24 protein-coding genes, 1 tRNA gene and 1 riboswitch are annotated in these 22,435 nt (G+C 63.5%); of the genes, 9 read left to right on the plus strand and 16 right to left on the minus strand.

Annotation, left to right across the window (positions count from 1 at the left end):
- Positions 1 to 18 precede the first annotated feature (18 nt).
- Genes M3484_RS14205 through aroC form a run of 4 tightly spaced genes read right to left on the minus strand, consistent with a single transcriptional unit; the run spans position 19 to position 3,300 of the window.
- Positions 19 to 732, minus strand: coding sequence for a nucleotidyltransferase family protein (locus M3484_RS14205; RefSeq protein WP_249497375.1), 714 nt, complete (start codon positions 730 to 732; stop codon positions 19 to 21).
- The gene (locus tag M3484_RS14210) at positions 711 to 1,709 is read right to left on the minus strand and encodes an aminoglycoside phosphotransferase family protein (protein WP_249497376.1); all 999 of its coding nucleotides are present in this window, start codon (positions 1,707 to 1,709) and stop codon (positions 711 to 713) included. Before M3484_RS14210 ends, M3484_RS14205 begins: the two co-directional genes overlap by 22 nt.
- A complete protein-coding gene (gene tsaE, locus M3484_RS14215) occupies positions 1,706 to 2,158 on the minus strand; it encodes a tRNA (adenosine(37)-N6)-threonylcarbamoyltransferase complex ATPase subunit type 1 TsaE (RefSeq protein ID WP_249497377.1) in 453 nt (150 codons plus the stop codon). Before tsaE ends, M3484_RS14210 begins: the two co-directional genes overlap by 4 nt.
- Before the next feature lie 41 nt (positions 2,159 to 2,199).
- Positions 2,200 to 3,300, minus strand: a complete 1,101-nt coding sequence (gene aroC / locus M3484_RS14220; protein ID WP_249497378.1) for a chorismate synthase — start codon at positions 3,298 to 3,300, stop codon at positions 2,200 to 2,202.
- Between the two features lie 307 nt (positions 3,301 to 3,607).
- Here aroC and M3484_RS14225 point away from each other — a divergent pair, with 307 nt between their 5' ends.
- From M3484_RS14225 to M3484_RS14240, 4 genes are all read left to right on the plus strand, one after another.
- Positions 3,608 to 4,630, plus strand: a complete 1,023-nt coding sequence (locus M3484_RS14225; protein WP_249497379.1) for a TerC family protein — start codon at positions 3,608 to 3,610, stop codon at positions 4,628 to 4,630.
- A gap of 136 nt (positions 4,631 to 4,766) precedes the next feature.
- Positions 4,767 to 4,867: riboswitch (TPP riboswitch) on the plus strand.
- A gap of 37 nt (positions 4,868 to 4,904) precedes the next feature.
- The gene (gene thiB, locus M3484_RS14230) at positions 4,905 to 5,888 is read left to right on the plus strand and encodes a thiamine ABC transporter substrate binding subunit (protein ID WP_249497380.1); all 984 of its coding nucleotides are present in this window, start codon (positions 4,905 to 4,907) and stop codon (positions 5,886 to 5,888) included.
- On the plus strand, positions 5,864 to 7,390 hold the full coding sequence (locus tag M3484_RS14235) for a thiamine/thiamine pyrophosphate ABC transporter permease ThiP (RefSeq protein WP_249497381.1): 1,527 nt from the start codon (positions 5,864 to 5,866) through the stop codon (positions 7,388 to 7,390). Before thiB ends, M3484_RS14235 begins: the two co-directional genes overlap by 25 nt.
- Positions 7,374 to 8,075 carry a thiamine ABC transporter ATP-binding protein gene (locus M3484_RS14240; protein ID WP_249497382.1) on the plus strand — a complete coding sequence of 234 codons (702 nt, stop codon included), beginning with the start codon at positions 7,374 to 7,376 and terminating at the stop codon, positions 8,073 to 8,075. The genes M3484_RS14235 and M3484_RS14240 overlap by 17 nt, the downstream gene beginning before the upstream one ends.
- A 63-nt stretch (positions 8,076 to 8,138) precedes the next feature.
- Here the strand turns inward: M3484_RS14240 and M3484_RS14245 are convergent, their stop codons facing one another.
- The 7 genes from M3484_RS14245 to M3484_RS14275 all read right to left on the minus strand — a co-directional run bounded on the left by M3484_RS14245 (position 8,139) and on the right by M3484_RS14275 (position 12,426).
- Entirely contained in the window at positions 8,139 to 8,930 is a 792-nt protein-coding gene (locus M3484_RS14245) for a cytochrome c1 (RefSeq protein ID WP_249497383.1), read from the minus strand.
- A 20-nt stretch (positions 8,931 to 8,950) separates the two neighbouring features.
- On the minus strand, positions 8,951 to 10,264 hold the full coding sequence (petB, locus tag M3484_RS14250; RefSeq protein WP_092899905.1) for a cytochrome b: 1,314 nt from the start codon (positions 10,262 to 10,264) through the stop codon (positions 8,951 to 8,953).
- 10 nt (positions 10,265 to 10,274) lie between these two features.
- Entirely contained in the window at positions 10,275 to 10,841 is a 567-nt protein-coding gene (petA, locus tag M3484_RS14255; RefSeq protein ID WP_092899907.1) for a ubiquinol-cytochrome c reductase iron-sulfur subunit, read from the minus strand.
- Between the two features lie 193 nt (positions 10,842 to 11,034).
- Entirely contained in the window at positions 11,035 to 11,688 is a 654-nt protein-coding gene (locus M3484_RS14260; RefSeq protein WP_249497384.1) for a glutathione S-transferase family protein, read from the minus strand.
- Positions 11,685 to 11,987, minus strand: coding sequence for a hypothetical protein (locus M3484_RS14265; RefSeq protein WP_249497385.1), 303 nt, complete (start codon positions 11,985 to 11,987; stop codon positions 11,685 to 11,687). Before M3484_RS14265 ends, M3484_RS14260 begins: the two co-directional genes overlap by 4 nt.
- Positions 11,988 to 12,148: 161 nt before the next feature.
- Positions 12,149 to 12,274 (minus strand): type B 50S ribosomal protein L36, encoded by a 126-nt coding sequence (gene ykgO / locus M3484_RS14270; protein WP_092899911.1) that lies wholly within the window; start codon positions 12,272 to 12,274, stop codon positions 12,149 to 12,151.
- A gap of 77 nt (positions 12,275 to 12,351) precedes the next feature.
- A tRNA-Val gene (locus tag M3484_RS14275) sits at positions 12,352 to 12,426 on the minus strand.
- 229 nt (positions 12,427 to 12,655) lie between these two features.
- Between M3484_RS14275 and M3484_RS14280 the strand changes: the two genes are divergently transcribed.
- A complete protein-coding gene (locus M3484_RS14280; protein WP_249497386.1) occupies positions 12,656 to 13,552 on the plus strand; it encodes an N-formylglutamate amidohydrolase in 897 nt (298 codons plus the stop codon).
- Positions 13,553 to 13,667: 115 nt separating this feature from the next.
- On the opposite strand, the gene M3484_RS14285 is transcribed toward M3484_RS14280, so the two are convergent.
- The 3 genes from M3484_RS14285 to M3484_RS14295 all read right to left on the minus strand — a co-directional run bounded on the left by M3484_RS14285 (position 13,668) and on the right by M3484_RS14295 (position 15,328).
- A complete protein-coding gene (locus M3484_RS14285) occupies positions 13,668 to 13,985 on the minus strand; it encodes an H-NS histone family protein (protein WP_092899913.1) in 318 nt (105 codons plus the stop codon).
- Between the two features lie 67 nt (positions 13,986 to 14,052).
- The gene (locus M3484_RS14290) at positions 14,053 to 14,607 is read right to left on the minus strand and encodes an ActR/PrrA/RegA family redox response regulator transcription factor (protein WP_092899915.1); all 555 of its coding nucleotides are present in this window, start codon (positions 14,605 to 14,607) and stop codon (positions 14,053 to 14,055) included.
- A gap of 97 nt (positions 14,608 to 14,704) precedes the next feature.
- The gene (locus tag M3484_RS14295; protein WP_249497387.1) at positions 14,705 to 15,328 is read right to left on the minus strand and encodes an SCO family protein; all 624 of its coding nucleotides are present in this window, start codon (positions 15,326 to 15,328) and stop codon (positions 14,705 to 14,707) included.
- Between the two features lie 127 nt (positions 15,329 to 15,455).
- On the opposite strand from M3484_RS14295, the gene regB reads away from it, so the two are divergent.
- Both regB and M3484_RS14305 read left to right on the plus strand, forming a co-directional pair.
- Positions 15,456 to 16,844 (plus strand): sensor histidine kinase RegB, encoded by a 1,389-nt coding sequence (gene regB, locus M3484_RS14300; protein WP_249497388.1) that lies wholly within the window; start codon positions 15,456 to 15,458, stop codon positions 16,842 to 16,844.
- Positions 16,845 to 16,928: 84 nt separating this feature from the next.
- Complete coding sequence (locus M3484_RS14305) at positions 16,929 to 18,569, plus strand: PAS domain-containing protein (protein WP_249497389.1); 1,641 nt, start codon at positions 16,929 to 16,931, stop codon at positions 18,567 to 18,569.
- Positions 18,570 to 19,176: 607 nt separating this feature from the next.
- Here the strand turns inward: M3484_RS14305 and M3484_RS14310 are convergent.
- A complete protein-coding gene (locus tag M3484_RS14310; RefSeq protein ID WP_092899921.1) occupies positions 19,177 to 20,049 on the minus strand; it encodes a DUF481 domain-containing protein in 873 nt (290 codons plus the stop codon).
- Between the two features lie 212 nt (positions 20,050 to 20,261).
- Positions 20,262 to 21,200, minus strand: coding sequence for a LysR family transcriptional regulator (locus M3484_RS14315; RefSeq protein WP_349306278.1), 939 nt, complete (start codon positions 21,198 to 21,200; stop codon positions 20,262 to 20,264).
- Between the two features lie 249 nt (positions 21,201 to 21,449).
- Here M3484_RS14315 and M3484_RS14320 point away from each other — a divergent pair, with 249 nt between their 5' ends.
- Both M3484_RS14320 and M3484_RS14325 read left to right on the plus strand, forming a co-directional pair.
- Complete coding sequence (locus tag M3484_RS14320) at positions 21,450 to 21,728, plus strand: hypothetical protein (RefSeq protein WP_249497390.1); 279 nt, start codon at positions 21,450 to 21,452, stop codon at positions 21,726 to 21,728.
- Positions 21,729 to 21,796: 68 nt separating this feature from the next.
- Positions 21,797 to 22,096, plus strand: coding sequence for an SH3 domain-containing protein (locus M3484_RS14325; RefSeq protein ID WP_092899927.1), 300 nt, complete (start codon positions 21,797 to 21,799; stop codon positions 22,094 to 22,096).
- Positions 22,097 to 22,435 lie beyond the last annotated feature (339 nt).

The following is a 22,435-nucleotide window of genomic DNA, read 5'->3' on the forward strand; positions in this document are numbered from 1 at the left end:
GTCCTGGTTCAGGGAACATCATTGTGCCAGCAAAGCCTCAGCCTCGGCGAGGCCCTCGGGGCTGCCGACATCGCACCAGCCGCCCTCCCAGACCAGACCACAGGCGCGGCCATTCCGGATCATTTCATCCCAGGCAAGGTTCAGCGAAAACACCCGCTCCGGATGGCGAGACAGCCAGTCCGTGCCCAGGATCTGCGCGCCGAGATAGACCATGCCATTCGGGTCCAGATCCTCGCCCGTTTCACTGTCGCGGCGCATCCGGGACAGGCAGCCATCCCCGCCCAAAGTGAAATCCGCGCCGCCCTTGCGGCCCGGCAGACCGTCGCGCGGTCTGACCAGCAAGAGCGCATCCATCTTCACCGGATCCCAGGCCTGCGCCAGTGCGCTGAGCGGGTTGCCCCCCGTCCAGACCACATCCGGGTTCAGCGTCATTACCGCGCCATGGCCAAGTGCCGGCAGAGCCGCCTTCAGCCCGCCACCGGTCTCGAGGATCTCGGGCTCATGACTGATGCGGATGGGGCGCCCCCTCAGGTGATCCGCGATCTGCTGCGACAGGTAATGCGTATTGACCACCACCGGGTCACAGCCTGCCCCGGCCCCCAGATCCAGCGCGCGGTCGAGCAGGCTGCGCCCGGCGACCCCGATCAGGGGTTTCGGGCGGTTCAGGGTCAGTTCGCGCATGCGGGTTCCGAAACCCGCGGCAAAGACCATCAGGGGGAAGGTTGGCTGCATGACCTGATCCTCTCGATGATGGCGGGGGTGGGGTCTGGCAGGATGTTCAGAACTTCGTCGCGCAGATCCTTCAGCGCCGGATGGGCGAGATTGCGCATCAGCTGGCCCCAGACCCGGGGCAGAAACGCAAGATAGCGGTCCTTGCCCGCCACCATGGTCAGCCGTGCGAAAATCCCGATGATCCGGAGCGCCCGGAGCGCCCCCAGCACCGCATAGGCCGCCGTGATATCGCCCCGCCCGGTCTCTTGCGCGAAATGCGCAATCATCGCGGCCTCGACCCCGGGCGAAACGTCGCGGCGCGCATCCTGCAACAAAGACACGAGGTCATATTCCGGCTGGCCAAGCTGGCCGAGCTGGAAATCCAGCAACCCGACCCGCGCCGCGCCCAGGCGGTCGGGAAGCCAGAGCAGGTTCTCTGCATGGTAGTCGCGCAGGATCAGCACACGCGGCCCATCGGCATGGGCGCGGATCGCGGCCTCAAGCACCTTGAGGAACGGCGCAGCATCAGGGCGCGTACCGATGGCGGCAAAGGTGTAAAACTCCGGCGCCAATGCGGCTGATGCCGCCCAGTCTGCTGCGCTGAGATCCGGCAGGGAGGCGGGGGGCGCGCCACCCTGCAGACGGATCAGCACATCCACCGCCGCCGTGTAGAGGGGCATTTCCGGCGCGGCACCCGCCTCAAGCAGCCGCGCATAAACGCCGTCGCCCAGATCCTCGATCAGCATGAGGCCGAGCGCCTCATCCATCGCCAGGGTCACCGGAGGCGAGAGGCCAAGCCCCGCCAGATGCGCCCCGATCCGGTGGAAATCACCGATATCATCGCCACAGCCGGGCGGCGCATCCATCAGAACCGCACCGCGATCGCCCATCACCAGTCGCTCATAAGACCTGGCCGAGGCATCCCCCGCAAGATGGCTGCGCCGGGCCGCATCCCAGCCCGCCCTGGCCAGGAACTCTGTCTTTTCAGCCTCTCTCATGGCTTACCCGCAAGGCAGGCGAGGAAACCCTCCGGCCCGGTCAGCCCAAGCCGCCGGCCCTCACCCTCATAAGACAGGGTGACGCGGATCGCATCGACAGGCGCATAGAGCCCCAGCCTGTCGGGCCATTCGATCAGAAGGATATCGCGCCCGATGGCTTCGGCGAGGCCCAGTTCCTCGATCTCGCCAATATGGCTCAGCCGGTAAAGATCGGCATGCCAGACCTCGCCGGCTTCGGTCTCATAGCTTTGCACCAGGGTGAAACTGGGCGAAGGCACGTCGATTTCAGCCCCCGCCATGGCGCGGATCGCCGCCCGGGCGAGATGCGATTTCCCGGCGCCGACCGGGCCCTCAAACAGCACCGTCATCCCGGGCCGCAGGCACAGCCCGAAGCGCGCTCCGAACAGGCGGGCCGCCTCTTCATCGGGCAGGAAAAGATCCAAGGACATCATGGCGCAACTGTCGGCTTTTGCCCGGTCAGGCGCAAGCCTCAGCCGATCTGGCCGCGCCGCCCGGCGGTCTGTCCGCGATCCAGCAGAATGTGATCAAGGATCACGCAGGCCATCATCGCCTCACCAACCGGCACCGCGCGGATACCAACGCATGGGTCATGGCGCCCCTTGGTCACAAGATCGACCTCCTGGCCGAACTGGTTCACGGTGCGGCGCGGCGTCAGGATCGACGAGGTCGGCTTGACCGCGAACCGGCACACAACCGGCTGGCCGGTGGAAATGCCGCCAAGGATCCCGCCCGCATGGTTCGACAGGAACTCGACCCCGTCCTGGCCCATCCGCATCTCATCGGCGTTCTCGACCCCGGTCAGCGCGGCCGAGGCCATGCCATCGCCGATCTCGACGCCTTTGACCGCATTGATCGACATCATCGCGCTGGCCAGGTCAGAATCCAGCTTGCCGTAAAGCGGCGCGCCAAGGCCCGGAGGCACGCCCTCGGCCACCACCTCGATCACCGCGCCCACCGAATTATGCGACCTGCGCAGATCATCAAGATAGACCGCCCAGTCCTGCGCCGCGACGATATCGGGGCAGAAGAACGGGTTCTCGCGGATCTGGCCCGCATCAAACCGCAGCCGGTCGATCTTGTGTTCTCCCATCTGCACCATATAGCCAGTAATCGTCACCCCGGGCGCGATCATGTCGAGCACCGCGCGTGCAACCCCCCCCGCCGCGACCCTGGCCGCCGTTTCGCGGGCCGAAGACCGCCCGCCGCCACGATAGTCGCGCAGCCCGTATTTCAGGTGATAGGCGACATCGGCGTGACCGGGGCGGAAAGCTTGAGCAATCTCGCCATAATCCTTGCTGCGCTGGTCGGTATTTTCGATCATCAGCTGGATCGGCGTTCCGGTCGTCACCCCCTCGAACACGCCCGAAAGGATCTTGACCTCATCGGCCTCACGCCGCTGCGTGGTGAATTTCGACGTGCCGGGTTTCCGCAGATCCAGCCAGGGCTGGATATCGCCCTCGGTCAGCCCCACGCCCGGAGGACAGCCATCCACCGTGCAGCCAAGCGCCGGGCCGTGGCTCTCGCCCCAGGTGGTGACGCGGAAGAGATGGCCGAAGGTGTTAAGGCTCATGACGGTGCTCCGTGCTGACAGGGCGGGCTGACACAGGCGGCATAGCGCCCGGCCGTCGCAGGTTACAACCTCATTCCACAAAAAAGTGAAGCACGGGGTTGAAATCGCATCGCCTGCCCCCATTTCACGACTGCGGGCCGGGCCCCTCTGGCGCTCAGGGCCAGTTTCTTTCGGGAAACGCCTGGCGTGATGTCGGACCGCATCGGGAAAACGCGCCCGATGGATTGCCCGGCTTTTTCCCGATCCGTTTCCACGGCTCAGATGACGGTCATTCCTTCCGGCGCCTTGTGTAAAGGGCTACAGTCGGATGGAGATCCTGCTGACACTATTTCTGGGCAAGCCGCTCTGGCTCTGGCTCACCTTCCTCGCAATCGTCTTCGTGCTGCTGGTTCTTGACCTCGGCATCCTGAACAAGGGCGACGCGGAAATCGGCGTAGCGAAAAGCCTGAAACTCTCGGCCTTTTACGTCACACTCGGCGTCCTTTTCGCGGGCTTCGTCTGGTGGCAGATCGGGCCCGAGGCCGCAGGCCTCTACCTCACCGCCTTTGTCGTCGAGAAATCGCTGGCGATGGACAATGTTTTCGTCATCGCGATGATCTTCGGCTTCTTCGCGATCCCCCGCAAATACCAGCACCGGGCGCTGTTCTGGGGCATCCTCGGCGTGATCGTGCTGCGCGGGCTGATGATCGGGTTTGGTGCGGCTCTGGTGCAGAACTACCACTGGGTGCTCTATATCTTTGCGGCTTTCCTGATCTTCACCGGCTTCAGAATGCTGCTGGCCAAAGATGACCACGACCCGGATATTGCCAATAACCCGCTGCTGAAATTCCTGCGCCGCCGCATCAACGTCACCGATCAGCTTCACGGTCATGCCTTTACCGTGCGCCAGCCCGACCCGAAAACCGGCAAGCTGAAACTCTTTGCCACGCCGCTCCTGCTGGCGCTGATCATGGTGGAAATCGCCGATGTGGTCTTCGCGGTCGATTCGGTCCCGGCGGTCTTCGCGATCACCTCTGACCCCTATATCGTCTTCACCTCGAATATCTTCGCGATCCTCGGGCTGCGCGCCCTCTACTTCGCCCTCGCCGCCATCCTGCACCGCTTCGCCTATCTGAAATATGCGCTGGCGATCCTTCTGATCTTCATCGGCTCCAAGGTCTTTGTCGCGGATCTCCTCGATCTCGAGAAATTCCCGGCCTCGGTCTCGCTCGGCGTCACCTTCGCGATCCTCGCCACCGGCGTGATCGTCTCGCTGTGGAAGACCCGCGGCCAGCCCGCTCATGTCACCCTCCCGGGCGAGCCGGGCGACGACCACCCTGCCCGCCACTGACCTCTGAAAGGGGCGCTCACCCCGCCCCTTTCATCTGTCCTTAAATATCCCGGGGGGAGAGGCGCTTTTGCGCCTCCGGGGGGCTGGCCCCCCGCCCCCGCCACCCCTTGCGCCGCACCGGCAATCCCCTATGCTCCACCCTACCTCGGGGTGCCCGTCACGGGCTGAGATGCGTCATGCGGACCCGTTGAACCTGAACCGGCTCATACCGGCGGAGGGAAGGTGCATCGGATCCCCCCTTGCGCATCGCCCCCGTCGCAACAGGAGGACCTCCATGCGCCCGATGCGCCCCTTCCTTGCGGCATGTCTCGCTTCCCTGCCCCTGGCAGCAGCGGCCGAGACGCCCGTGCTCACCGTCATGACCTATGACAGTTTCACTACCGAATGGGGCCCCGGCCCGGCGGTGGAAAAAGCGTTTGAAGAAGTCTGCGGCTGCGATCTGCGCTTTATCACCGGCGGCGACGGTGCGGCCCTGCTGGCCCGCCTCCAGCTTGAGGGCGCCGCCACCGAGGCGGATGTGGTCCTTGGTCTTGACAACAACCTGACCGCCCAGGCGCGCGCGACCGGACTTTTCGCCCCGCATGGAGAGACGGCCCCGAGCGGCCTGCCGGTCGCGTTTGAGGATGATCTTTTCCTGCCCTGGGATTGGGGCTGGTTCGCCTTTGTCTATGACCGCACGAAAACCGCGATGCCGCCTGAGGATTTCCGCGCCCTTGGCGACAGCGATCTGAAGATCGTGATCCAGGATCCGCGCTCCTCTACCCCGGGCCTTGGCCTGCTGATGTGGGTCAAGGCAGCATATGGTGACCGCGCACCCGAGATCTGGGCCGGCCTTTCCGACAATATCCTGACCGTGACGCCGGGCTGGTCCGAGGCTTACGGCCTCTTCCTCGCGGGCGAGGCGGATATGGTTCTCTCCTATACCACATCCCCCGCCTATCACCGTCTGGCCGAAAAAGACGACAGCAAGGACTGGGCCGAATTTGCCGAGGGCCATTACCTGCAGATCGAGGTTGCGGGCATTCTCGCCGCATCGAAACAGCCGGAACTTGCAAAGGATTTCATCGCCTTCACCCAGTCGCCGGCCTTCCAGTCGGTGATCCCCGAGACGAACTGGATGTATCCTGCGACCGAGATCGCGCTGCCCGAAGGGTTCGAGACCCATCGTCCGGCGAAATCGCTGTTGCTGACGGCCGATGAGGCGCTGGAGGCGCGGGGACCCGCGCTGGCGGAATGGCAATCCTCGCTCGGGCAGTAAGCCTTACCGCCGCGCTCCTGGTCACCGCGCCTCTGGCGGCGGTGGCCTTCAGGGCGGGCGGCCTGCGGCTCAGCATGCCCGACCTTGCGGCGCTGCGTTTTACCCTGTTGCAGGCCGGGCTTTCAGCGCTGATCTCGGTCGCGCTGGCGGTGCCGGTGGCCCGCGCACTGGCGCGGCGGCGCTTTCCCTTGCGGGGCCTTCTGATCACCCTGATGGGGGCGCCGTTCCTTCTGCCGGTGATCGTCGCGGTGATCGGGCTGATCACGGTTTTTGGCCGCTCGGGCTGGGTCAATAGCGGACTTGCCGCGCTCGGCCTGCCCGGGTTCAGCATTTACGGGTTGCATGGCGTGGTCATCGCGCATGTCTTCCTGAACCTGCCGCTGGCGGTGCGGATGATCCTTCAGTCCTGGCTTTCCGTGCCATCCGAGCGCTTCCGACTGGCGGCCTCGCTGGGCTTTGGCCCGCGCGACATCGCGCGACATATCGAGCGCCCGATGCTGATCTCGGTGCTGCCCGGTGCGCTGGCGACCGTTTTTGCGATCTGCCTGACCTCTTTCGCCGTGGCGCTGACACTGGGCGGTGGCCCGCGGGCAACCACGCTCGAGCTGGCGATCTACCAGGCGATCCGGTTCGAGTTCGATCTTGGCCATGCGGCGGGATTGTCGCTGATCCAGACCGGAATCGGCGCGCTGGCCGCCCTGCTGGCCTGGCGGCTTGCATCCGCGCCAGGTTTCGGCGCGGGCCTTGACCGGGCGCTGCCGCTGCTGGCCCCGACCGGCTGGCGGCGCCTTGCAGATGCGGTCTGGCTTTTGCTGGCGGCAGCTTTCCTCCTTCTGCCACTTCTCGCGCTGATCCTTCGCGGGCTGCCGGGGCTGGCGGAACTGCCGCCCAGCCTCTGGGGGGCCTCGCTGCGCTCGGTTCTGGTTGCCCTGATCTCAACTCTGGTGACGGTGGCGGCGGGGCTGGTCCTTGCGCTGACGGTGGCCCGGAGCGGCGCGCGGGGGATGGAGGTGACCGCCGTGCTGCCGCTGGCGGCCTCGGGGCTGGTGCTCGGGACCGGGCTGTTCCTGATCGCACGGCCCTTTGCCTCGCCCGGGCAGCTGGCGCTGCCGGTGACGGTGCTGGTCAATGCGCTGATGGCGCTGCCCTTCGTCTACCGGCTGCTGATCACCGATGCCCGCGCGCTGGAGGCGGATTACAGCCGCCTTGCCGCCTCGCTGGATCTGAGCGGGCTGACGCGGCTGCGTTATCTGACTTTGCCCCGGCTGGCGCGCCCGCTGGGCTTTGCGGCCGGGGTGTCGGCGGCTTTGTCGATGGGCGATCTGGGCGTAATCGCGCTTTTCGCCAGTGGCCAGGAGGCAACATTGCCGCTTCTGGTGCAGCAGCTGATGGGCGCCTACCGGACCGAGGCGGCTGCAGCGGCGGCGCTGGTGCTGATCACGCTCAGCTTCGGGCTGTTCTGGATTTTCGATGCGGGAGGGCGGCATGTTCAGGCTCGATAACCTGGTTCTGGAGCAGGACGGTTTCCGGCTGTCTGCGGACTGGCAGGCAGAGCCGGGGGCGAAGATCGCAGTGATCGGGCCTTCGGGGGCAGGGAAAAGCTCGCTTCTGGCGGCGATTGCCGGCTTCTATGCGCCGGCCTCGGGCCGGATCTGGCTCGATGGGCGCGATCTGACCGGACTGCCCCCGGGGCAACGGCCGCTCTCGATCCTGTTTCAGGATCAGAACCTGTTTCCGCATCTGAGCGTGGCGCAAAATCTCGGGCTCGGGATCCGGCCGGATCTGCGTCTGGCGCCACCGGATCACGCACGGGTGGCGGAGGCGCTGGAACGGGTCGGACTGGCGGGGCTTGGCGCGCGCAAACCGGCGCAGCTTTCGGGCGGTCAGGCGAGCCGGGCGGCGCTGGCGCGGGTGCTTCTTCGCGCGCGACCGCTTTTGCTGCTGGACGAGCCCTTTGCCGCGCTTGGACCGGCTTTGAAGAGCGAGATGCTGGCTTTGCTGACCGAGGTTGCCGGAGAGACCGGTGCCACCGTGCTGATGGTGACGCATGAGCCCCGCGACGCCTTGGATTTTGCCGGGCAGACGGTGCTGGTGGCAAATGGCACGGCGGCGGCGCCGGTTGCGACGGGGCCATTGCTGGCCGATCCGCCACCCGCTCTGGCGGCCTATCTTGGGCTGAAGAGCTAAAAGGAAAAGCCCCGCCTGAGGGGCGGGGCTTTAAACCTGTTCTTTTCGGAACCTCCCCTGCCCTCAGGCAGTGAATTCCTTGCCTTTGACGCGCGCCCAGATCTTCTTGTTGGTCAGATAGAGGAGCACCGAGAGAAGGATCAGGAAGGTCACCGCGACGAAGCCCGCTTTCTTGCGGTCCATCATCTTGGGCTCTGCCGACCACATCAGATAGGCCGAAACATCCATCGACATCGCGTCGATGCTTGCAGGGCTGCCATCTTCAAAAGTGATCTGATCTTCGGTCAGCGGCGGCGGCATGGCGATCCAGCCGCCGGGGAAGGCGTGGTTTTCGTAGAAGGTCGTGCCGGCTTCTTCCTTGGTCTCGCCGGTATAGCCGGTGAGGATCGCATGGATATATTCCGGTCCGCCGATACCGCGCAGGAGCTGGTTGATCCCGGTGCCTTCCGGCCCGTGGAACCCCGCGCGGGCCTTGGCCATCAGCGAGAGATCCGGACCCATACCTTCGCCCGAACGCGCCGGGAAATTGTCGGTCCATTCGCGCGGACGGGTGGTGCCATCGGGCAGGTCGATCTCTTCGAGGCCCGCGGCATAGGCGCGGACCTGATCGGCCGGGAGATGCGGGCCGCCATCATCTGCAAGGCTGCGGATCGGGACGAATTTCGCCCCGTGGCAGGCCGAGCAGACTTCGGTGAAGACCTGGAGACCGCGCTGCAGCTGCAACTGGTCATAGGTGCCGAACGGGCCTTCAAACGAGAAGTCCACATCCTCGATATGGCCGGCATCGCCAGCTGCCAGCGCTGCGCCCGTCAGGGCGAGCGAGGTGGCGGCAGAAAGAATGATCTTGCGGAACATTTTGCGTCAGATCCTTTTCTTCACTCAGCCGCGTGCGGGTAGTGGGATTTGAAGTCTTCCTCGATCGTCGCCGGTTGCGGCAGCGGCTTTTCGATGATGCCAAGCAGCGGCAGGATCACGAGGAAATAGGCGAACCAATAGGCCGCACCGATCAGCGAGATCGTGGCATAGGGCTCTTCTGCGGGCATAGCACCGGCCCACATCAGCACCACGAAATCGACCGCAAGCAGCGCGAACCACCATTTGAACATCGGACGATAGCGCCCCGAACGCACCGAAGAGGTGTCGAGCCAGGGAACAATCGCCATGACCGCGATCGCGCCGAACATCGCCAGCACGCCGAAGAATTTGGCGTCGACGATACCGAAGGTCACCCATTCCGCCGCAATCACGATCCAGACATCGGCAGTGAAGGCCCGCAGGATCGCGTAGAAGGGCAGGAAGTACCATTCCGGCACGATATGGGCAGGCGTGGAAAGCGGGTTCGCCTCGACATAGTTGTCGGGGTGACCAAGGAAATTCGGCATGAAGCCGACAATCGCGAAGAACACCACCAGGATCACGGCCAGCGCGAAAAGGTCCTTGATGACGTAATAGGGCCAGAAGGGAACCGTGTCTTTCTCGGCATTGGCCTTGCTGTCGCGGCGGACCTCAACACCCGTGGGGTTGTTGTTGCCGGTGTGGTGGAAAGCCCAGATGTGAAGGATCACAAGGCCTGCAATCACGAAGGGCAGCAGGTAATGCAGCGAGAAGAAGCGGTTCAGGGTCGGGTTGTCGACCGCCGGGCCGCCAAGAAGCAGCGTCTGGATCGGCTCGCCGATGCCCGGGATCGCGCCGAAGAGGCCGGTGATCACGGTCGCGCCCCAGAAGGACATCTGGCCCCAGGGCAGAACATAGCCCATGAACGCCGTGCCCATCATCATGAGATAGATCAGCATCCCGATGATCCAGGTCACTTCGCGCGGGGCTTTGTAGCTGCCGTAATAGAGGCCGCGGAAGATGTGCAGATAGACGGCGAAGAAGAACAGCGAGGCGCCGTTTGCGTGCAGATAGCGGATCATATGCCCGCCATTCACGTCGCGCATGATGCGCTCGACCGATGAGAAGGCGAGGCTGACATGCGGCGTGTAATGCATCGCAAGGATGATGCCGGTCACGATCTGCAGTGCCAGACAGAATGCGAGGACAATGCCCCAGATCCACATCCAGTTCAGGTTTTTCGGGGTAGGCACCATCAGCGTGTCATAGACCAGGCCAACGATCGGCAGCCGCTTGTGCAGCCACTTCTCGGGGGCGGTCTTCGGTTCGTAATGGTCGTGCGGAATACCGGCCATGTTGCGTTCCTCAGCCCAGCAGGATCGTGGTTTCGTCGGTGAACTGAGCCACCGGCACTTCGAGGTTCCGGGGGGCCGGACCTTTGCGGATACGGCCAGCCGTATCATAGTGAGACCCGTGGCACGGGCAGAACCAGCCGCCGAATTCACCGGCGCCATTGCCCAGAGGCACACAGCCCAGATGGGTGCAGACGCCCATCATCACCAGCCATTCGCCGGCTTCGTCCAGCGAGCGGTTCTGGTCCGAGGCATCGGTGCCCGGCTTGTTCTTATTTTCGGAATTGCGGTCGATGAGCGAAGCATCATCGCCGGAAACGGCGCGGGCTGCTTCGATTTCTTCGGCGGTGCGACGACGAATGAAAACCGGCTTACCGCGCCATTTCACCGTCAGCTGCGAGCCAACGGCCACATTCGTCACATCGACATAGATCGAGGCGAGCGCACGCGTATCGGCCGAGGGGTTCATCTGGTTGACGAGCGGCCAAGCGGCGGCTCCGGCCGCAACTGCTCCGGCGCCGGCGGTGGCGTAATACAGGAAGTCGCGGCGGCTGCCTGCGTGATCATCTGCTTGGGACACGAGTTCCTCTCCCTGGCATGGCCGCGCGCGGCCAGATATTTGTGCGGGGGCAGACGGATTCCCGGCTGCCCTGACGGGCGCGGTTGTAAACAAGCCGTGATAGATCGTCCAGCGAACAATCCGACGCAATCGCCATCAAATTCAAGGATAAAGGCGATTGATGCGAACATGCCGCAGGCACTGTGGCCCGCACCTACCCCTTCGGGACGGTTTCCAGCATCGACGGACGCGCCGCAAATCCGGCCTCCCAGGCCGCGAGTCCGGGGCGTCCGGCCCGCCAGTCCCGCGCAGCAAGGCGGAAATCGACATAGCCAAGGGCCACGCCAAGCGCGATCTGTCCCGCCGTCAGCCCGCCCTGCAAATCCGAAAGGCGCGCGGCCTCGACCAGATCCAGCGCCCGGGCGATTTTGAGCCATTGCCCTTCGATCCAGGGGGTAAAACGGCTTTCCTCGGGGCGCAGCCGTGCCTCATAGACCATCAGCAGCGCAGCATCGAGAATGCCATCGGCCAGTGCCTCCAGCGTCAGCACCGGCCAGAGCGCATCACCCTGCGGGTAGAAGCCACTGCCGGCATAAGCATCAAGCCAGCGCGTGATCACCCGGCTGTCAAACAGCGCCTCGCCCGAAGGTGTCACCAGCGCGGGCACCTTGCCCAGCGGGTTGACCGCAGCCACCGCCGGCAAGGCCGATTCCACCGGGGTAGATGACGCCTGGATCATCGCAATCAGCCCCAGCCCGGCCTCGATTGCCATGACCTGCACCTTGCGCACATAGGGCGAGGTCGGTCCGCCATAAAGCAGAAGCCCTTTGCCCGTTTTGCCTTCGGGCCCCGCTTTTCCGTCCGTCACTGCCGTCGCTCCCTGAACCGCAGCCTCGCGATAAGGCCAGCGTCGATTTCCCATTCCCGGCCGCGAAAACCGATGATCCGCTTCAGCCGCAGGCTGGCATTTTGCTGCCGCGCCTCCGGAGAAGCGCCACTCGCCGTCCGGTGCAGAAAAAGCCCTTCGTCAAGATCATCCAGCGCGTCCTCGGCGCGCTGATCGCGCCGCCCTTCCCCGGCCCGCAGACCCGCCCATCTCGCAAAGCCATAGCCTGCCACAGCGGCCAGACCGATTCGCAACGCCAGCGGAACAAAAGGCAGGGGCATGGCAATCTCCACCAGAAGGACAGGTGCCGGGTATCGTCACCGGCCAGACTGGTGCGGGTGATTCGCAGTGTCAACCGCAGCGGTGGTCAGGTGCGCCGGAAATGGAAAAGGCCGCTTCGGTTTCCCGAAGCGGCCCTGTATCCGTCAGCTGGAAGCTGCACTCAGCCCTGGCGGGCCTTGTAGCGACGCTGCGTCTTGTTGATCACATAGATCCGGCCCTTGCGGCGCACGACCTGGCAATCGCGGTGACGCGTCTTCAGCGAGCGGAGCGAATTGGCAACCTTCATGGCTGTCTCCTGTCCTTCGCGGCGCATCACGCGCCTGATTAACCCGTGCCCCGGGTATGACCCCAAAAGCGATGAAATGGTGGGCGGTACTGGGATCGAACCAGTGGCCACTACGATGTCAACGTAGTGCTCTACCGCTGAGCTAACCGCCCACTCTGACCTACACTCTGCCCGCGCTCCCTCTGGCAAACCATCAGGGCGCGGCTGACCGCGTCGGCGTGGAGGGGTCTATACTCAACCCATATCCTGGCCGCAAGGGGTTTCGGAACGAAGAATTATGACGTTATATCGCAGGATACCGCCAGGAAGAGGAAATCCCGCCCTGATTTTCAGCCGGGACTTCTGCCGCGCCAGCCTGTCCCTGCTTGTACCGAGGCCATTTTGCAAGGAATCACCTCCTCCGACGCGTATATTCTGCACCGGCCCGGGCAACAGACCTGTCCGGTTGTTTTTTCCTCGCCACATTCGGGGCGCATCTATCCGCCCGATTTTTTGCATGTCAGCGCGCTGGACAGCCATGCGATCCGCTCTTCCGAGGATGCGTTCATTGACCAGCTGTTCGGCGCCGCCCCCGCGCTTGGCGCGCCTCTGCTTGCCGCCCGGGCACCGCGCGCCTTTGTCGATCTCAACCGGGGCCCGGATGAGCTGGACCCGGCGGTGATCGAAGGGGTGGAGCGGCCGGCACATAATCCGCGCATCTCTTCGGGGCTCGGGGTGATTCCCCGCGTGGTGGCGGGCGGGCGGCATATCTATCGCAGAAAAATGGCCCGCCCCGAGGCCGAGGCGCGGCTGCAGAGCTTCTGGCATCCCTGGCATGATGCGCTGCGCGGGCTGATTGAAGAGACCCGCGAGACCTTTGGCAGGGCGGTGCTGTTTGACTGCCATTCGATGCCGCATGAGGCGGCAGATCTGCAATCGCGGGGCGGCCAGCCCGGGCCACAAATCGTGCTGGGGGATCGCTTCGGCGCCAGCGCAGGCCGGGATGTGGTCGATCAGATCGCCGGCGCCTTCGAGGCTGCCGGCCTGCGTGTCAGCCGCAATATGCCCTTTGCCGGCGCCTATATCACCCAGGCCTATGGCCGGCCCTCGCGCAATGTTCACGCCGTCCAGATCGAGATCGACCGCCAGCTTTACATGGATGAAGCGCGAATCGAGCCGCATGGGGGATTCGAAGGGTTTCGCCAGCTGATCACCGGGGTCATTGCCGAAGTGACCGGGGCAGATGTCCTCGCCGCCGGGCTGATGACCAGCAGCCGGCCCCCGCTCGCGGCGGAATAGACACGACCGGTGCAGCGGGCAGAGAAGGGCTCAGTCCTCTCCTGCCCGCCATACCTGTCGCGCAGTCAGGCGCTGCCCGTCGCTGAACGGGCAATACCACCGCCGGAAATCCGGCTCAGATCAGCAGGTCAGATTCGCTTTTGCCCGAAGCCAGTGCCTCGGCATACCAGCGCGGCTTGCGGCCACGACCGGACCAGGTGTCTGCCGGATTGGCCGGATTGGCATATTTGGCGCCAACCAGCGCCCGCTTGCGCGGAGCCGCCGTCCCGGTCAGTTCCGCCAGCGACGCAAAACCGAGCTCGCGTGCGGTTTCGTCCAGCTTTGCCAGCGCTTCTTTCTTGCGACGATCCTCAAAAGTCGAAATGGCTTTGCCGACTTTCGCCTGCAGCGATTTCAGATCTTTCAGATCAAGGGAATTGAGATCGAGTTCCATTCAGTGCTCCTGATACTCATCATGAGCCTTCCCTATTGCAAATAAATGCGGGCCGCAATTAAAGCCTTCAGCGTGGGCTGCGTTTTGCAAGAATCCGCTGCAAAGTGCGACGATGCATGTTCAGCCTGCGTGCGGTTTCGGAAACATTACGGTCACACATTTCGTAAACGCGCTGGATATGTTCCCAGCGAACCCGGTCCGCCGACATCGGATTTTCCGGCGGCGGCGGCAAAGCCTCGCCTTTGGCCAGAAGCGCATTTGTGACATCATCCGCATCAGCCGGTTTCGACAGATAGTCCAGCGCGCCGATTTTCACCGCCGCCACCGCCGTTGCAATCGCACCATAGCCGGTCAGCACCACGATCCGGCAATCGGGCCGCTTTTCACGCAGCGTCTCCACCACATCGAGCCCATTGCCATCCTCAAGCCGCAGATCAACCACCGCATAGGCCGGCGGGCGGGTCTGGGCGATCTGGCGGCCCACAGCAACGCTTTCCGCCGTCTCGGGCTGGAAGCCACGCTTTTCCATTGCCCTGGCGAGACGTTTGACGAACAGCTCGTCATCATCGACCAGCAAAAGGGTCCGATCCGGCCCCAGCTCGGCATTCAGATCTCCGGACATTCGCTATCTCTCCTGACGGGTGCCTGACCCGAATGCCAGACCCGGAGAGGCTTCCCCGGTCTGGCAGAATTTACGGTTCTGGACGGCCGGGGTCAATTCAGCCCGTTACATCCAGCATACATCCGACGCCTTTGGCGATCTGTTCAGGTGTCGCATCGCGGCGGTAAAAATCGGCAAAACCGATACCGGGCAACATCAGATAGGTAAAGGCCGAATGGTCAACCATATAGAAATCATCGGTGGCCGGCTGGTGGTTATAATAAACACGATACGCCTTTGCCGCAGCGTCAATCTGTTCCGGAGTGCCCGTCAGACCAATCGCCGTTTCGCTGAAAGCCTCTGCGTAATCGCCCACAACCTGAGGTGTATCCCGCCCGGGATCGACCGTGACGAAAACCAGCCCGACATCGCGACCCACATCCTTCAGCAAATCCAGGGCCTCGGCATTACGCGACATATCGAAGGGGCAGACATCGGGGCAGAATGTATAGCCGAAATAAACCAGTGTCGGCCGGGTGATCACCTCTTTATCGGTCACCTCAGTGCCGGTTTTGTCGAGAAGCGTAAACGGCCCGCCAATATCTGCCCCGCCGACATTCCCTTCGCGACATTGCGCCAGCGGGTCGGCATTGCTTTGGCCGGCAAAGAACAGATAGCCCGCCGTCCCCCCTATCAGGGCGGCCAGCAGCCCCGCCGCTCCGATTGCGTAAATCCTGTTCATCGCCTTCTCCGCTTTTGTCACCAGGAGGGCACCGCCCGGAGCCTCCTGCGCTATCCAGTTGCCCCATTGATCCCCTGGAGCGCGGGCCGTAACAAGGCATAACGATACGAGTAAAGGCGCATTCACAATGCGACAAATCGCGGGCTTTGGCTTTGTCGCCGGAACAGGTGCGGCAGACCGCGTCTGGCTCAGGACGCTGATCCTTATCCGCTGGCTCGCGATATGCGGCCAGCTTGCGGCCATCTCGCTTGCCGATCTGTGGTTCGGGATCGCGCTGCCACTGGGGCTTTGCCTGCTCGCCATCGGGGCCTCGGTCATCGTCAATCTGATCGTGACCTTCATCTTCCCGGGTAACCGAAGGCTGAGCGAAACCGGCGCGCTCCTGTCACTGCTGTTTGACCTCTGCCAGCTGGGGTTTCTGGTCTTTGTCACCGGCGGGCTGACCAATCCTTTCGCCCTTTTGTTCATAGCACCTGTCACCATTTCGGCCTCGGTTCTCGGGATCGGCCCGACGCTGATCCTCGGAACCGCCTCGATTGCGATGGTTTCGGGCCTGGCGGTGGTGAATATCCCGATCACGCTTGCCGGTGGCATCACGCTGACCATCCCGCGGCTTTTCACCTTTGGTTTCTGGGCGGCCATCGTGGTCGGCATCGTCTTTCTCGGCGTCTATGCCCGCCGCGTCGCACGCGAAAGCCGGGCGCTCTCAGATGCGCTGTTGGCCACCCAGATGGCGCTCGCGCGCGAACAGAAGCTGACCGATCTTGGCGGCGTGGTCGCAGCGGCGGCACATGAGCTCGGGACGCCGCTGGCGACGATCAAACTGGTCTCGGCCGAGATGATGGATGAACTCTCCGGCCAGCCCGAGCTGCTGGCGGATGCAAAGCTGATCCGCGAACAGGCCGACCGCTGCCGCGACATTCTGCATGGCATGGGGCGGGCCGGCAAAGATGATCTCCAGCTGCGTCAGGCGCCCCTTTCGACCCTGCTGCGCGAGGCAGCAGAGCCGCATATCAACCGCGGCAAAGAGCTGGTATTCGAACCCGGCCCCGCCAGCGGTGCCCTGCGCGAACCCATGGTGCGCCGCAGCCCGGAAACCATCCACGGGTTGCGAAACTTGATCCAGAATGCGGTTGATTTCGCGGCAGGTCATGTCTGGATCCAGTATGACTGGAGCGGCGACCATATCACATTGCGCATCGTCGATGACGGTCCGGGCTATCCCCCCAATGTGATCAACCGGATCGGCGACCCCTTCGTGCGTTCGCGCCGCAACGAACAGGATCTGAGCCGGCGCCCGGAATATGAGGGGATGGGTCTTGGCCTGTTCATCGCCAAAACGCTGCTGGAGCGCACCGGAGCAAGCCTGACCTTCGCCAATGCCCATGATCCTTTCCTGCCCGACGCCGACCGCCAGGAACGGTCAGGCGCGCTGGTCGGGGTCCGCTGGCGCAAGGCCGATCTTCTCGCTTCAGACATCGCGCCAGGCGCCGCCAATGCGCAGATCGAGATCTGACGGCGGCGCGGTTCAGCATTAACCCGCAATTAACGCATCGCAAATTAACCTCTTCACCGAAACGTGAAGCTGTGGGCTGATTGCATGCCAGGTATGGAAGCGGACTGGATATTCGCAAGCGGGCTGGTGATCACTGCAGCCCTGATCGCACTCGCCTGCCTTCTCGTGATGGCGGCAGTGCAGTCGCGCAGCCCGGCCGCAGCCTCGGTTTTCGCATCCGTCCTGCCTGAAACCGTGTTCATTTTTGATGGTGAGGCACTGGTCGATGCCACCCCGCCGGCCCGCGCCCTGATGGCGACCGGGATCGAATCCGGCGGCCCCTGGTTCCGGGCGCTCTCACGGCTGGAGCCGATGTTCCCCGGGCTCTGGACGCGGCTGGAAGGATTGCAGCGTGAGGGGCGTTTCGTGCTCTGCTCGCGCGAGGATGTCAGCCCGCCGCTGGTGCTGCGCGCCGAATATCTGGGCGGTCTGACACGGCTGACCCTTGTCGATGGCGAGGGCGAGGCCGCCCGACCGGGTTCTGACGGTCTGGCGGAACTTGCCCTGCGCGATGAGCTGGCCGGACTGCATGACACGCTTTCGCGCGCGCCGCTGCCGATCTGGCGCGAAACGGCGGATGGCGAGGTGATCTGGGCCAATGGCCCCTATCTTGCAGCGGCGGCCGAACGGCTGGAACCCGGCAAAGAACTCGCCTGGCCGCTCCCCGCGATCTTTCCGCGCAAACCGGATGACCCTGAAGCCGTATCTGCCAAAGCCAGCACCCTTGCCACGAAGTCACGGGGCTTGCCCGATGCGACCCGGGCCTCGCTGACGCTGGGCGAAACGGTCCAGTGGTATGATATCCTGTCCCGCCCCCTGCCCGGGCGGGGCAGCAATGCGGGGCGTCTGTGCTATGCCCTGCCTGCCGACGGGCTGGTCGCTGCGGAAAACAGCCTGCGTGACTTTACCCAGACCCTCGCCAAGACCTTCGCGCAGCTGCCGATTGGCCTCGCGATTTTCGACAAATCGCGGGTTTTGCAGATGTTCAACCCCGCGATGCTGGATCTGACCGGCCTACCGGTGGAATTCCTTATCGCGCGCCCCAGCCTGCCGGCGCTGCTCGACGCATTGCGCGAACGCTCGATGCTGCCAGAGCCGAAGGATTACCGTTCCTGGCGGCGCCAGATGGCCGAGATGGAGAAAGCCGCCGCTGAAGGTCTGTTCGAGGAAACCTGGGCCCTGCCATCGGGCCGCACCTGGCGGGTCACCGGGCGCCCGCATCCCAATGGCGCGCTGGCCTTCATGCTGGAGGATATCTCGACCGAAATGACCCGCACCCGCCGCTACCGTGCCGATCTGGAACTCGGCCAGGCGGTGATCGACGGGCTGCCGGATGCGGTCGTGGTCTTCGCCCAGGATGGCTCTGTTGCAATGGCCAATTTGGCGGCGACCCGCCTCTGGGGGCAAAGCCCGCTGGACGGTCCGGATAACAGCAGCGGCGGCAAGGCAATCCATTTCTGGCGCGAAAAGACGGCCCCGACACTCCTGTGGAATGATCTTGAAGAGTTCATCGGCCTGTTCGGCACCCGCGAGCCCTGGGACGGCGATCTGCGCATGACTGACGGCCGCGCCTTTTCCTGCCGCGTCGCACCAATGCCGCATGGCGCAACGCTTGTCACATTCCGCCAGTCAGAACCCGCCGCCACGGGGGAAACCGGTGGCTCCCGCGCCATGCTGATTGCCTGAGCTATCCCTGTGCCGCCCCGGGAAGGACTGGCGGGCGTCACTGATTGCGGAAAGATGCCCCGTCCTTGCCTGAATACTCCCCATCAGGATGGCCGCAATCGCCACGAAGCCTCGATCCGGCCAATCCGACCAGGACCCGACCAGCAGGTGGGGATGAGCCCATCGTCTCGCCGGAACGTGGACTGACGGCGCCTCCTTCGCGCGGTTCGGTCCGTTTACGAGGGTATCAGGCGACGATTCGCGGTCTGCCCCGACAAAACTCCACCCTGCCTGGACAGCAGAAGCGCCAGGAACCCAAAGCCATCTGTCATATGATGAGTTTTGCGATCCCCGGGGCCAAGGGCGGAGGTGTTTGGAAATACCCTGTCGGTGGAGCAACACCCACGCATTGCTGCAGCCGGGCCGCGCCGCCCTGACGTGCGACGCACAGACAGGATGCCCGCGCTCCCACTGCGAGACCTGGCGCTCATGTCCCCTTGGCGGGGAGACTACGTGAGCCCGGGCACAGATGCGCGACAGCGACACCGCCATGTAAATAAGGCAGCGGCGGCCTTGCTACAGGCCGCCGCCGGGGAGGGGATCGCCCCTCCCATTCCCGTCAAAGGGCTCAGAAACCGAAGACCAGCGACAGGCCGAGTTTGTTATCCGTGCGGATTGCGCGGCTGTCATTGTATTCGGTCAGGTAGCTGACCCGGGTCGAGATCGCGTCAGTTACCTTGAAGTTGATGCCGAGATCGTTGTTCGCCCGCAGTGCGGTGTCCGAATTCAGCACGTCGGTGTCATTGGTGAAGAACACGTTGTCGTTGATCTTGTAGTAGAAGCGCGACGACGCGATGTAGCCGGTCTCGGTGGTCGACTCCCCCAGACCATTCTTCAGATAGCTGACACCGATACCAGCCTGAACGCGCCAGGCCATGTCGGTTTCGTTGATGATCCGGTAACCAGGACCCACGCCAAGGAAAGCGTCCCGTTGGGTCTGGCCACGCAGCTGTTCGGTATCGCTGATCGCGTCTGCGCGCTGTTCATCCGTCAGGCGGTCGGCGAGACCGTCCGACACAACCCGACCCAGCACGAAGCCGTAGAAACGGTCATCGAAGGAATAGGTCGCGTCATAGATACCGAAGACATCACGCTTGGTCGATTTGTTGTCGGCCTCGGAATAGTCGATCACCGCGCCGATGGTCTGGCTGAAGGCACCGGCGCCGTGGCGAAGACGCAGACCGACGGTCAGGTCCTGCGATTCATTGTTACCGGTCTTGCCGGAGTAGCCGATCGAGGCCGAGCCCGAAAAGCCCTGACGGAAATCCGGGCTGCCGAAACGGGCATTGTCCTCGGCGCGGGCCATGTCGCGGGCAACATCGCGCTCAACATCCTCGATCTGGTCATCAAGCGACGAAATCCCGACGATGTCAGTCTGAGCGAAGGCAGGCGCCGTCAGTCCGAGCGCCAGGATGGCTGAAGTCAGATAGAGCGATTTCATGGCAATTCCTTTCACGGGTTACGTCCGTCCCAGGTCAGGGGCGGTTGGTAAGAAGGAATTGGCTGTTTTGCCGGGAATCGGAACATTCAGGAAACTTGAGCCATCCCCGAGAATTACTCGTGGAACCAGATCCTTTCTGACGAAACGGCGATGCCCGGGGGGTAAGAGCGATTTTTTGTCCTTTTATCTCAGCCAGATACAATGAACACTGTTCACATCTGGCGCAACGCGAGCACTTCGGCATTGGTGTCTGACGCCCGGCTGGCGGATTCCAGCAGTGTTTCCTTTGCAACAGCGAGCAGCTTCTCGCCGAGGTCATCGCGCCACAACGACCAGACCGGAAGCTGGAAGACCGGCGCATTTGCCACCACATGCAGCTGCGCGAGGTCAAGAAAACGCTTGGCATGCCGGGCGGGAAGATAGGCCGCAAAGGGCCGGGTCTGAATAAAGAGGGCGGCGAGCGAGCCGAAGGCCAGTTGCAGACGTGTGCCATGCAGCGAAGGAAGCGCCTCTTCGTGAAAGCGCATGAACTCGGGCCCCCAATCCACCAGCGCATAGTCTTCGTCCAGATCCGCAACCGTCAGCCCCTGGCGCGAAGAGACCAGCACCAGCTGGTCCTCAAGCAGTTGTTCGGCATGGATCCCGGGCCGGTTTGCGACCGAATAGGACAGGGCGACATCAATCCCCCCCTGCAACAGGTTCTGAGTCAGCGTCTCTGCCCGCGCCATCTCTGCCCGCAAAGCAATTTCGGGCAGGCGGGCGCGCAGCAGATCCAGCCAGCCAAATCCGAGGCGAGGCCAGAGCGAGGGCTCCGAACCGATCACCAGACGCAGCCCTTCTTCACCAGAGGCCGAGACCCGCAGCCGGGCCTGTTCCCAGTTGCGCAGGATTGCGATGGCAAACCCACGAAACTCACGACCGGCCGCCGTCAGCGCCACGCCGTCTTTGGACCGGGAAAACAGCGGGCGGCCCAACTGCTCTTCGAGCCGCTGGATCCGCAGACTGACCGCCGATTGCGTGACAAAAAGCCGCTCCGAGGCGGCGGCGAAAGATCCGGTTTCCGCCGTTTCCATAAAGGTTCGGACAAGTTGCAGTTCGATGGCCTGATCCTCCGCGCTGACACGAGACCCACTCGCCCCGCGAGAATTCAGATGTCAACGGACAGGCCGCCAGCACAGGTGCCACCATGCGGGATCTCGCCCGAAAGGCAAGTGCCCGGCGTGCCAATCATATTCTGACATAACCCCGGAGGGGCGCGATTTCCCCCGCCGTCCGGGTGGCGGGCCAGAAGGCCTGGAAGAACGCGGGTTGCCGATCGCCGCCGATAGCGGCAACCCCGGCATGGCGCTCGCGCGTCGATCATGATACCCGTGCCGCTCAACAAGAAGGCGAGCAGTATAGTGCCTCAGGACGAGCAGAGCTTTATCCGGCTGGACGATGATGACATCCGTTACCTCAGCACGCAGCTGCGGGGCGTTAAGCAGGCGCGCGTGCGCTTTCTGACTGCCACGCCCGAGTTTCAGCTTGAGGTGATCGAGGTGCTTCTGGCGCTTGGCGTCTCGGCAACGGCCGAGAGGCTCTCCCAGATCGCACCCTATCCGAAGCGAAGATTCGGGATCCGCTATAAGGGCGACACCGCTATCATCACCGTGGCTCAGGACGCGCTGCTTCTGGGGTGATGCCTTTGGGGCCTGTTGGGGCAGGTCCCGCCGCCACAAGCGGGTCAACACCAGCGCAGGAGGATCAGATGCGCAATACTATCTCACTGATTGCGGCCGCTGTGCTTTTCCCGATCACCCTCATGTCACCGGTGCAGGCCGGTGTTGCCGGAGAGTATGAGGTTGTCGGGGTTGAAGCCGAAGATATGCTGAAAATGCGCACCGGACCAGGGATTGGGTACAACATCATCCTCGGCCTGCCGAATGGCACACTGGTCAGGGTTCACAGCTGTGAGCAGAGCGGCAGCACACGCTGGTGCAAGGTCTCACTCAAGCAAGCCCGCGCGCTGAAGGGCTACGTCTCGGCATCCTACCTGCGGAAACTGTGATCTTTCGCCCGTTCTGAGTTCATCGGTTATGTTCTGGACCCTGAGAACTTAGTTGTTTGAAGCTGGATTTCCCTGGCAGGGAGTAGAGCTGAAGCCGATTAAGGTATCGAAGTTCACTGCGGCGCCAAAGGCGTTCCTCCTGAACTAAGGCGTGGATCCACCTTCACGGCGCCTTGGCGAGCTTGTTGCGGCTGGCCTGCGGTCTGCCTGTACATGAGGTTGTGGACGCGGCGGCTCAAATTCAAAAAGCCCCGCGGAAAGCGGGGCGTTTGGGGTCAAACAGTTTGCGTTCAGCGTACGCTGATTTTCAACATGTTGATAATGCTGGCGAATTAGTAT

The organism is Pseudomonas sp. GX19020 (genome assembly GCF_023371075.1).
In the GTDB taxonomy this organism is placed as follows: Bacteria; Pseudomonadota; Alphaproteobacteria; order Rhodobacterales; family Rhodobacteraceae; genus Pseudogemmobacter.

Bases quoted from the DNA above. Each gene is read 5' to 3' on its own strand.
- M3484_RS14285 (WP_092899913.1), bottom strand. From the start codon at position 13,985: ATGGAACTCGATCTCAATTCCCTTGATCTGAAAGATCTGAAATCGCTG.
- M3484_RS14240 (WP_249497382.1), top strand. From the start codon at position 7,374: ATGTTCAGGCTCGATAACCTGGTTCTGGAGCAGGACGGTTTCCGGCTG.
- M3484_RS14205 (WP_249497375.1), bottom strand. From the start codon at position 732: ATGCAGCCAACCTTCCCCCTGATGGTCTTTGCCGCGGGTTTCGGAACC.
- M3484_RS14235 (WP_249497381.1), top strand. From the start codon at position 5,864: ATGGCAATCCTCGCTCGGGCAGTAAGCCTTACCGCCGCGCTCCTGGTC.
- M3484_RS14245 (WP_249497383.1), bottom strand. From the start codon at position 8,930: ATGTTCCGCAAGATCATTCTTTCTGCCGCCACCTCGCTCGCCCTGACG.
- ykgO (WP_092899911.1), bottom strand. From the start codon at position 12,274: ATGAAGGTTGCCAATTCGCTCCGCTCGCTGAAGACGCGTCACCGCGAT.
- M3484_RS14265 (WP_249497385.1), bottom strand. From the start codon at position 11,987: ATGCCCCTGCCTTTTGTTCCGCTGGCGTTGCGAATCGGTCTGGCCGCT.
- regB (WP_249497388.1), top strand. From the start codon at position 15,456: ATGCGACAAATCGCGGGCTTTGGCTTTGTCGCCGGAACAGGTGCGGCA.
- thiB (WP_249497380.1), top strand. From the start codon at position 4,905: ATGCGCCCGATGCGCCCCTTCCTTGCGGCATGTCTCGCTTCCCTGCCC.
- M3484_RS14225 (WP_249497379.1), top strand. From the start codon at position 3,608: ATGGAGATCCTGCTGACACTATTTCTGGGCAAGCCGCTCTGGCTCTGG.
- M3484_RS14305 (WP_249497389.1), top strand. From the start codon at position 16,929: ATGCCAGGTATGGAAGCGGACTGGATATTCGCAAGCGGGCTGGTGATC.
- M3484_RS14325 (WP_092899927.1), top strand. From the start codon at position 21,797: ATGCGCAATACTATCTCACTGATTGCGGCCGCTGTGCTTTTCCCGATC.
- M3484_RS14290 (WP_092899915.1), bottom strand. From the start codon at position 14,607: ATGTCCGGAGATCTGAATGCCGAGCTGGGGCCGGATCGGACCCTTTTG.
- M3484_RS14295 (WP_249497387.1), bottom strand. From the start codon at position 15,328: ATGAACAGGATTTACGCAATCGGAGCGGCGGGGCTGCTGGCCGCCCTG.
- tsaE (WP_249497377.1), bottom strand. From the start codon at position 2,158: ATGTCCTTGGATCTTTTCCTGCCCGATGAAGAGGCGGCCCGCCTGTTC.
- M3484_RS14210 (WP_249497376.1), bottom strand. From the start codon at position 1,709: ATGAGAGAGGCTGAAAAGACAGAGTTCCTGGCCAGGGCGGGCTGGGAT.
- aroC (WP_249497378.1), bottom strand. From the start codon at position 3,300: ATGAGCCTTAACACCTTCGGCCATCTCTTCCGCGTCACCACCTGGGGC.
- petB (WP_092899905.1), bottom strand. From the start codon at position 10,264: ATGGCCGGTATTCCGCACGACCATTACGAACCGAAGACCGCCCCCGAG.
- M3484_RS14310 (WP_092899921.1), bottom strand. From the start codon at position 20,049: ATGAAATCGCTCTATCTGACTTCAGCCATCCTGGCGCTCGGACTGACG.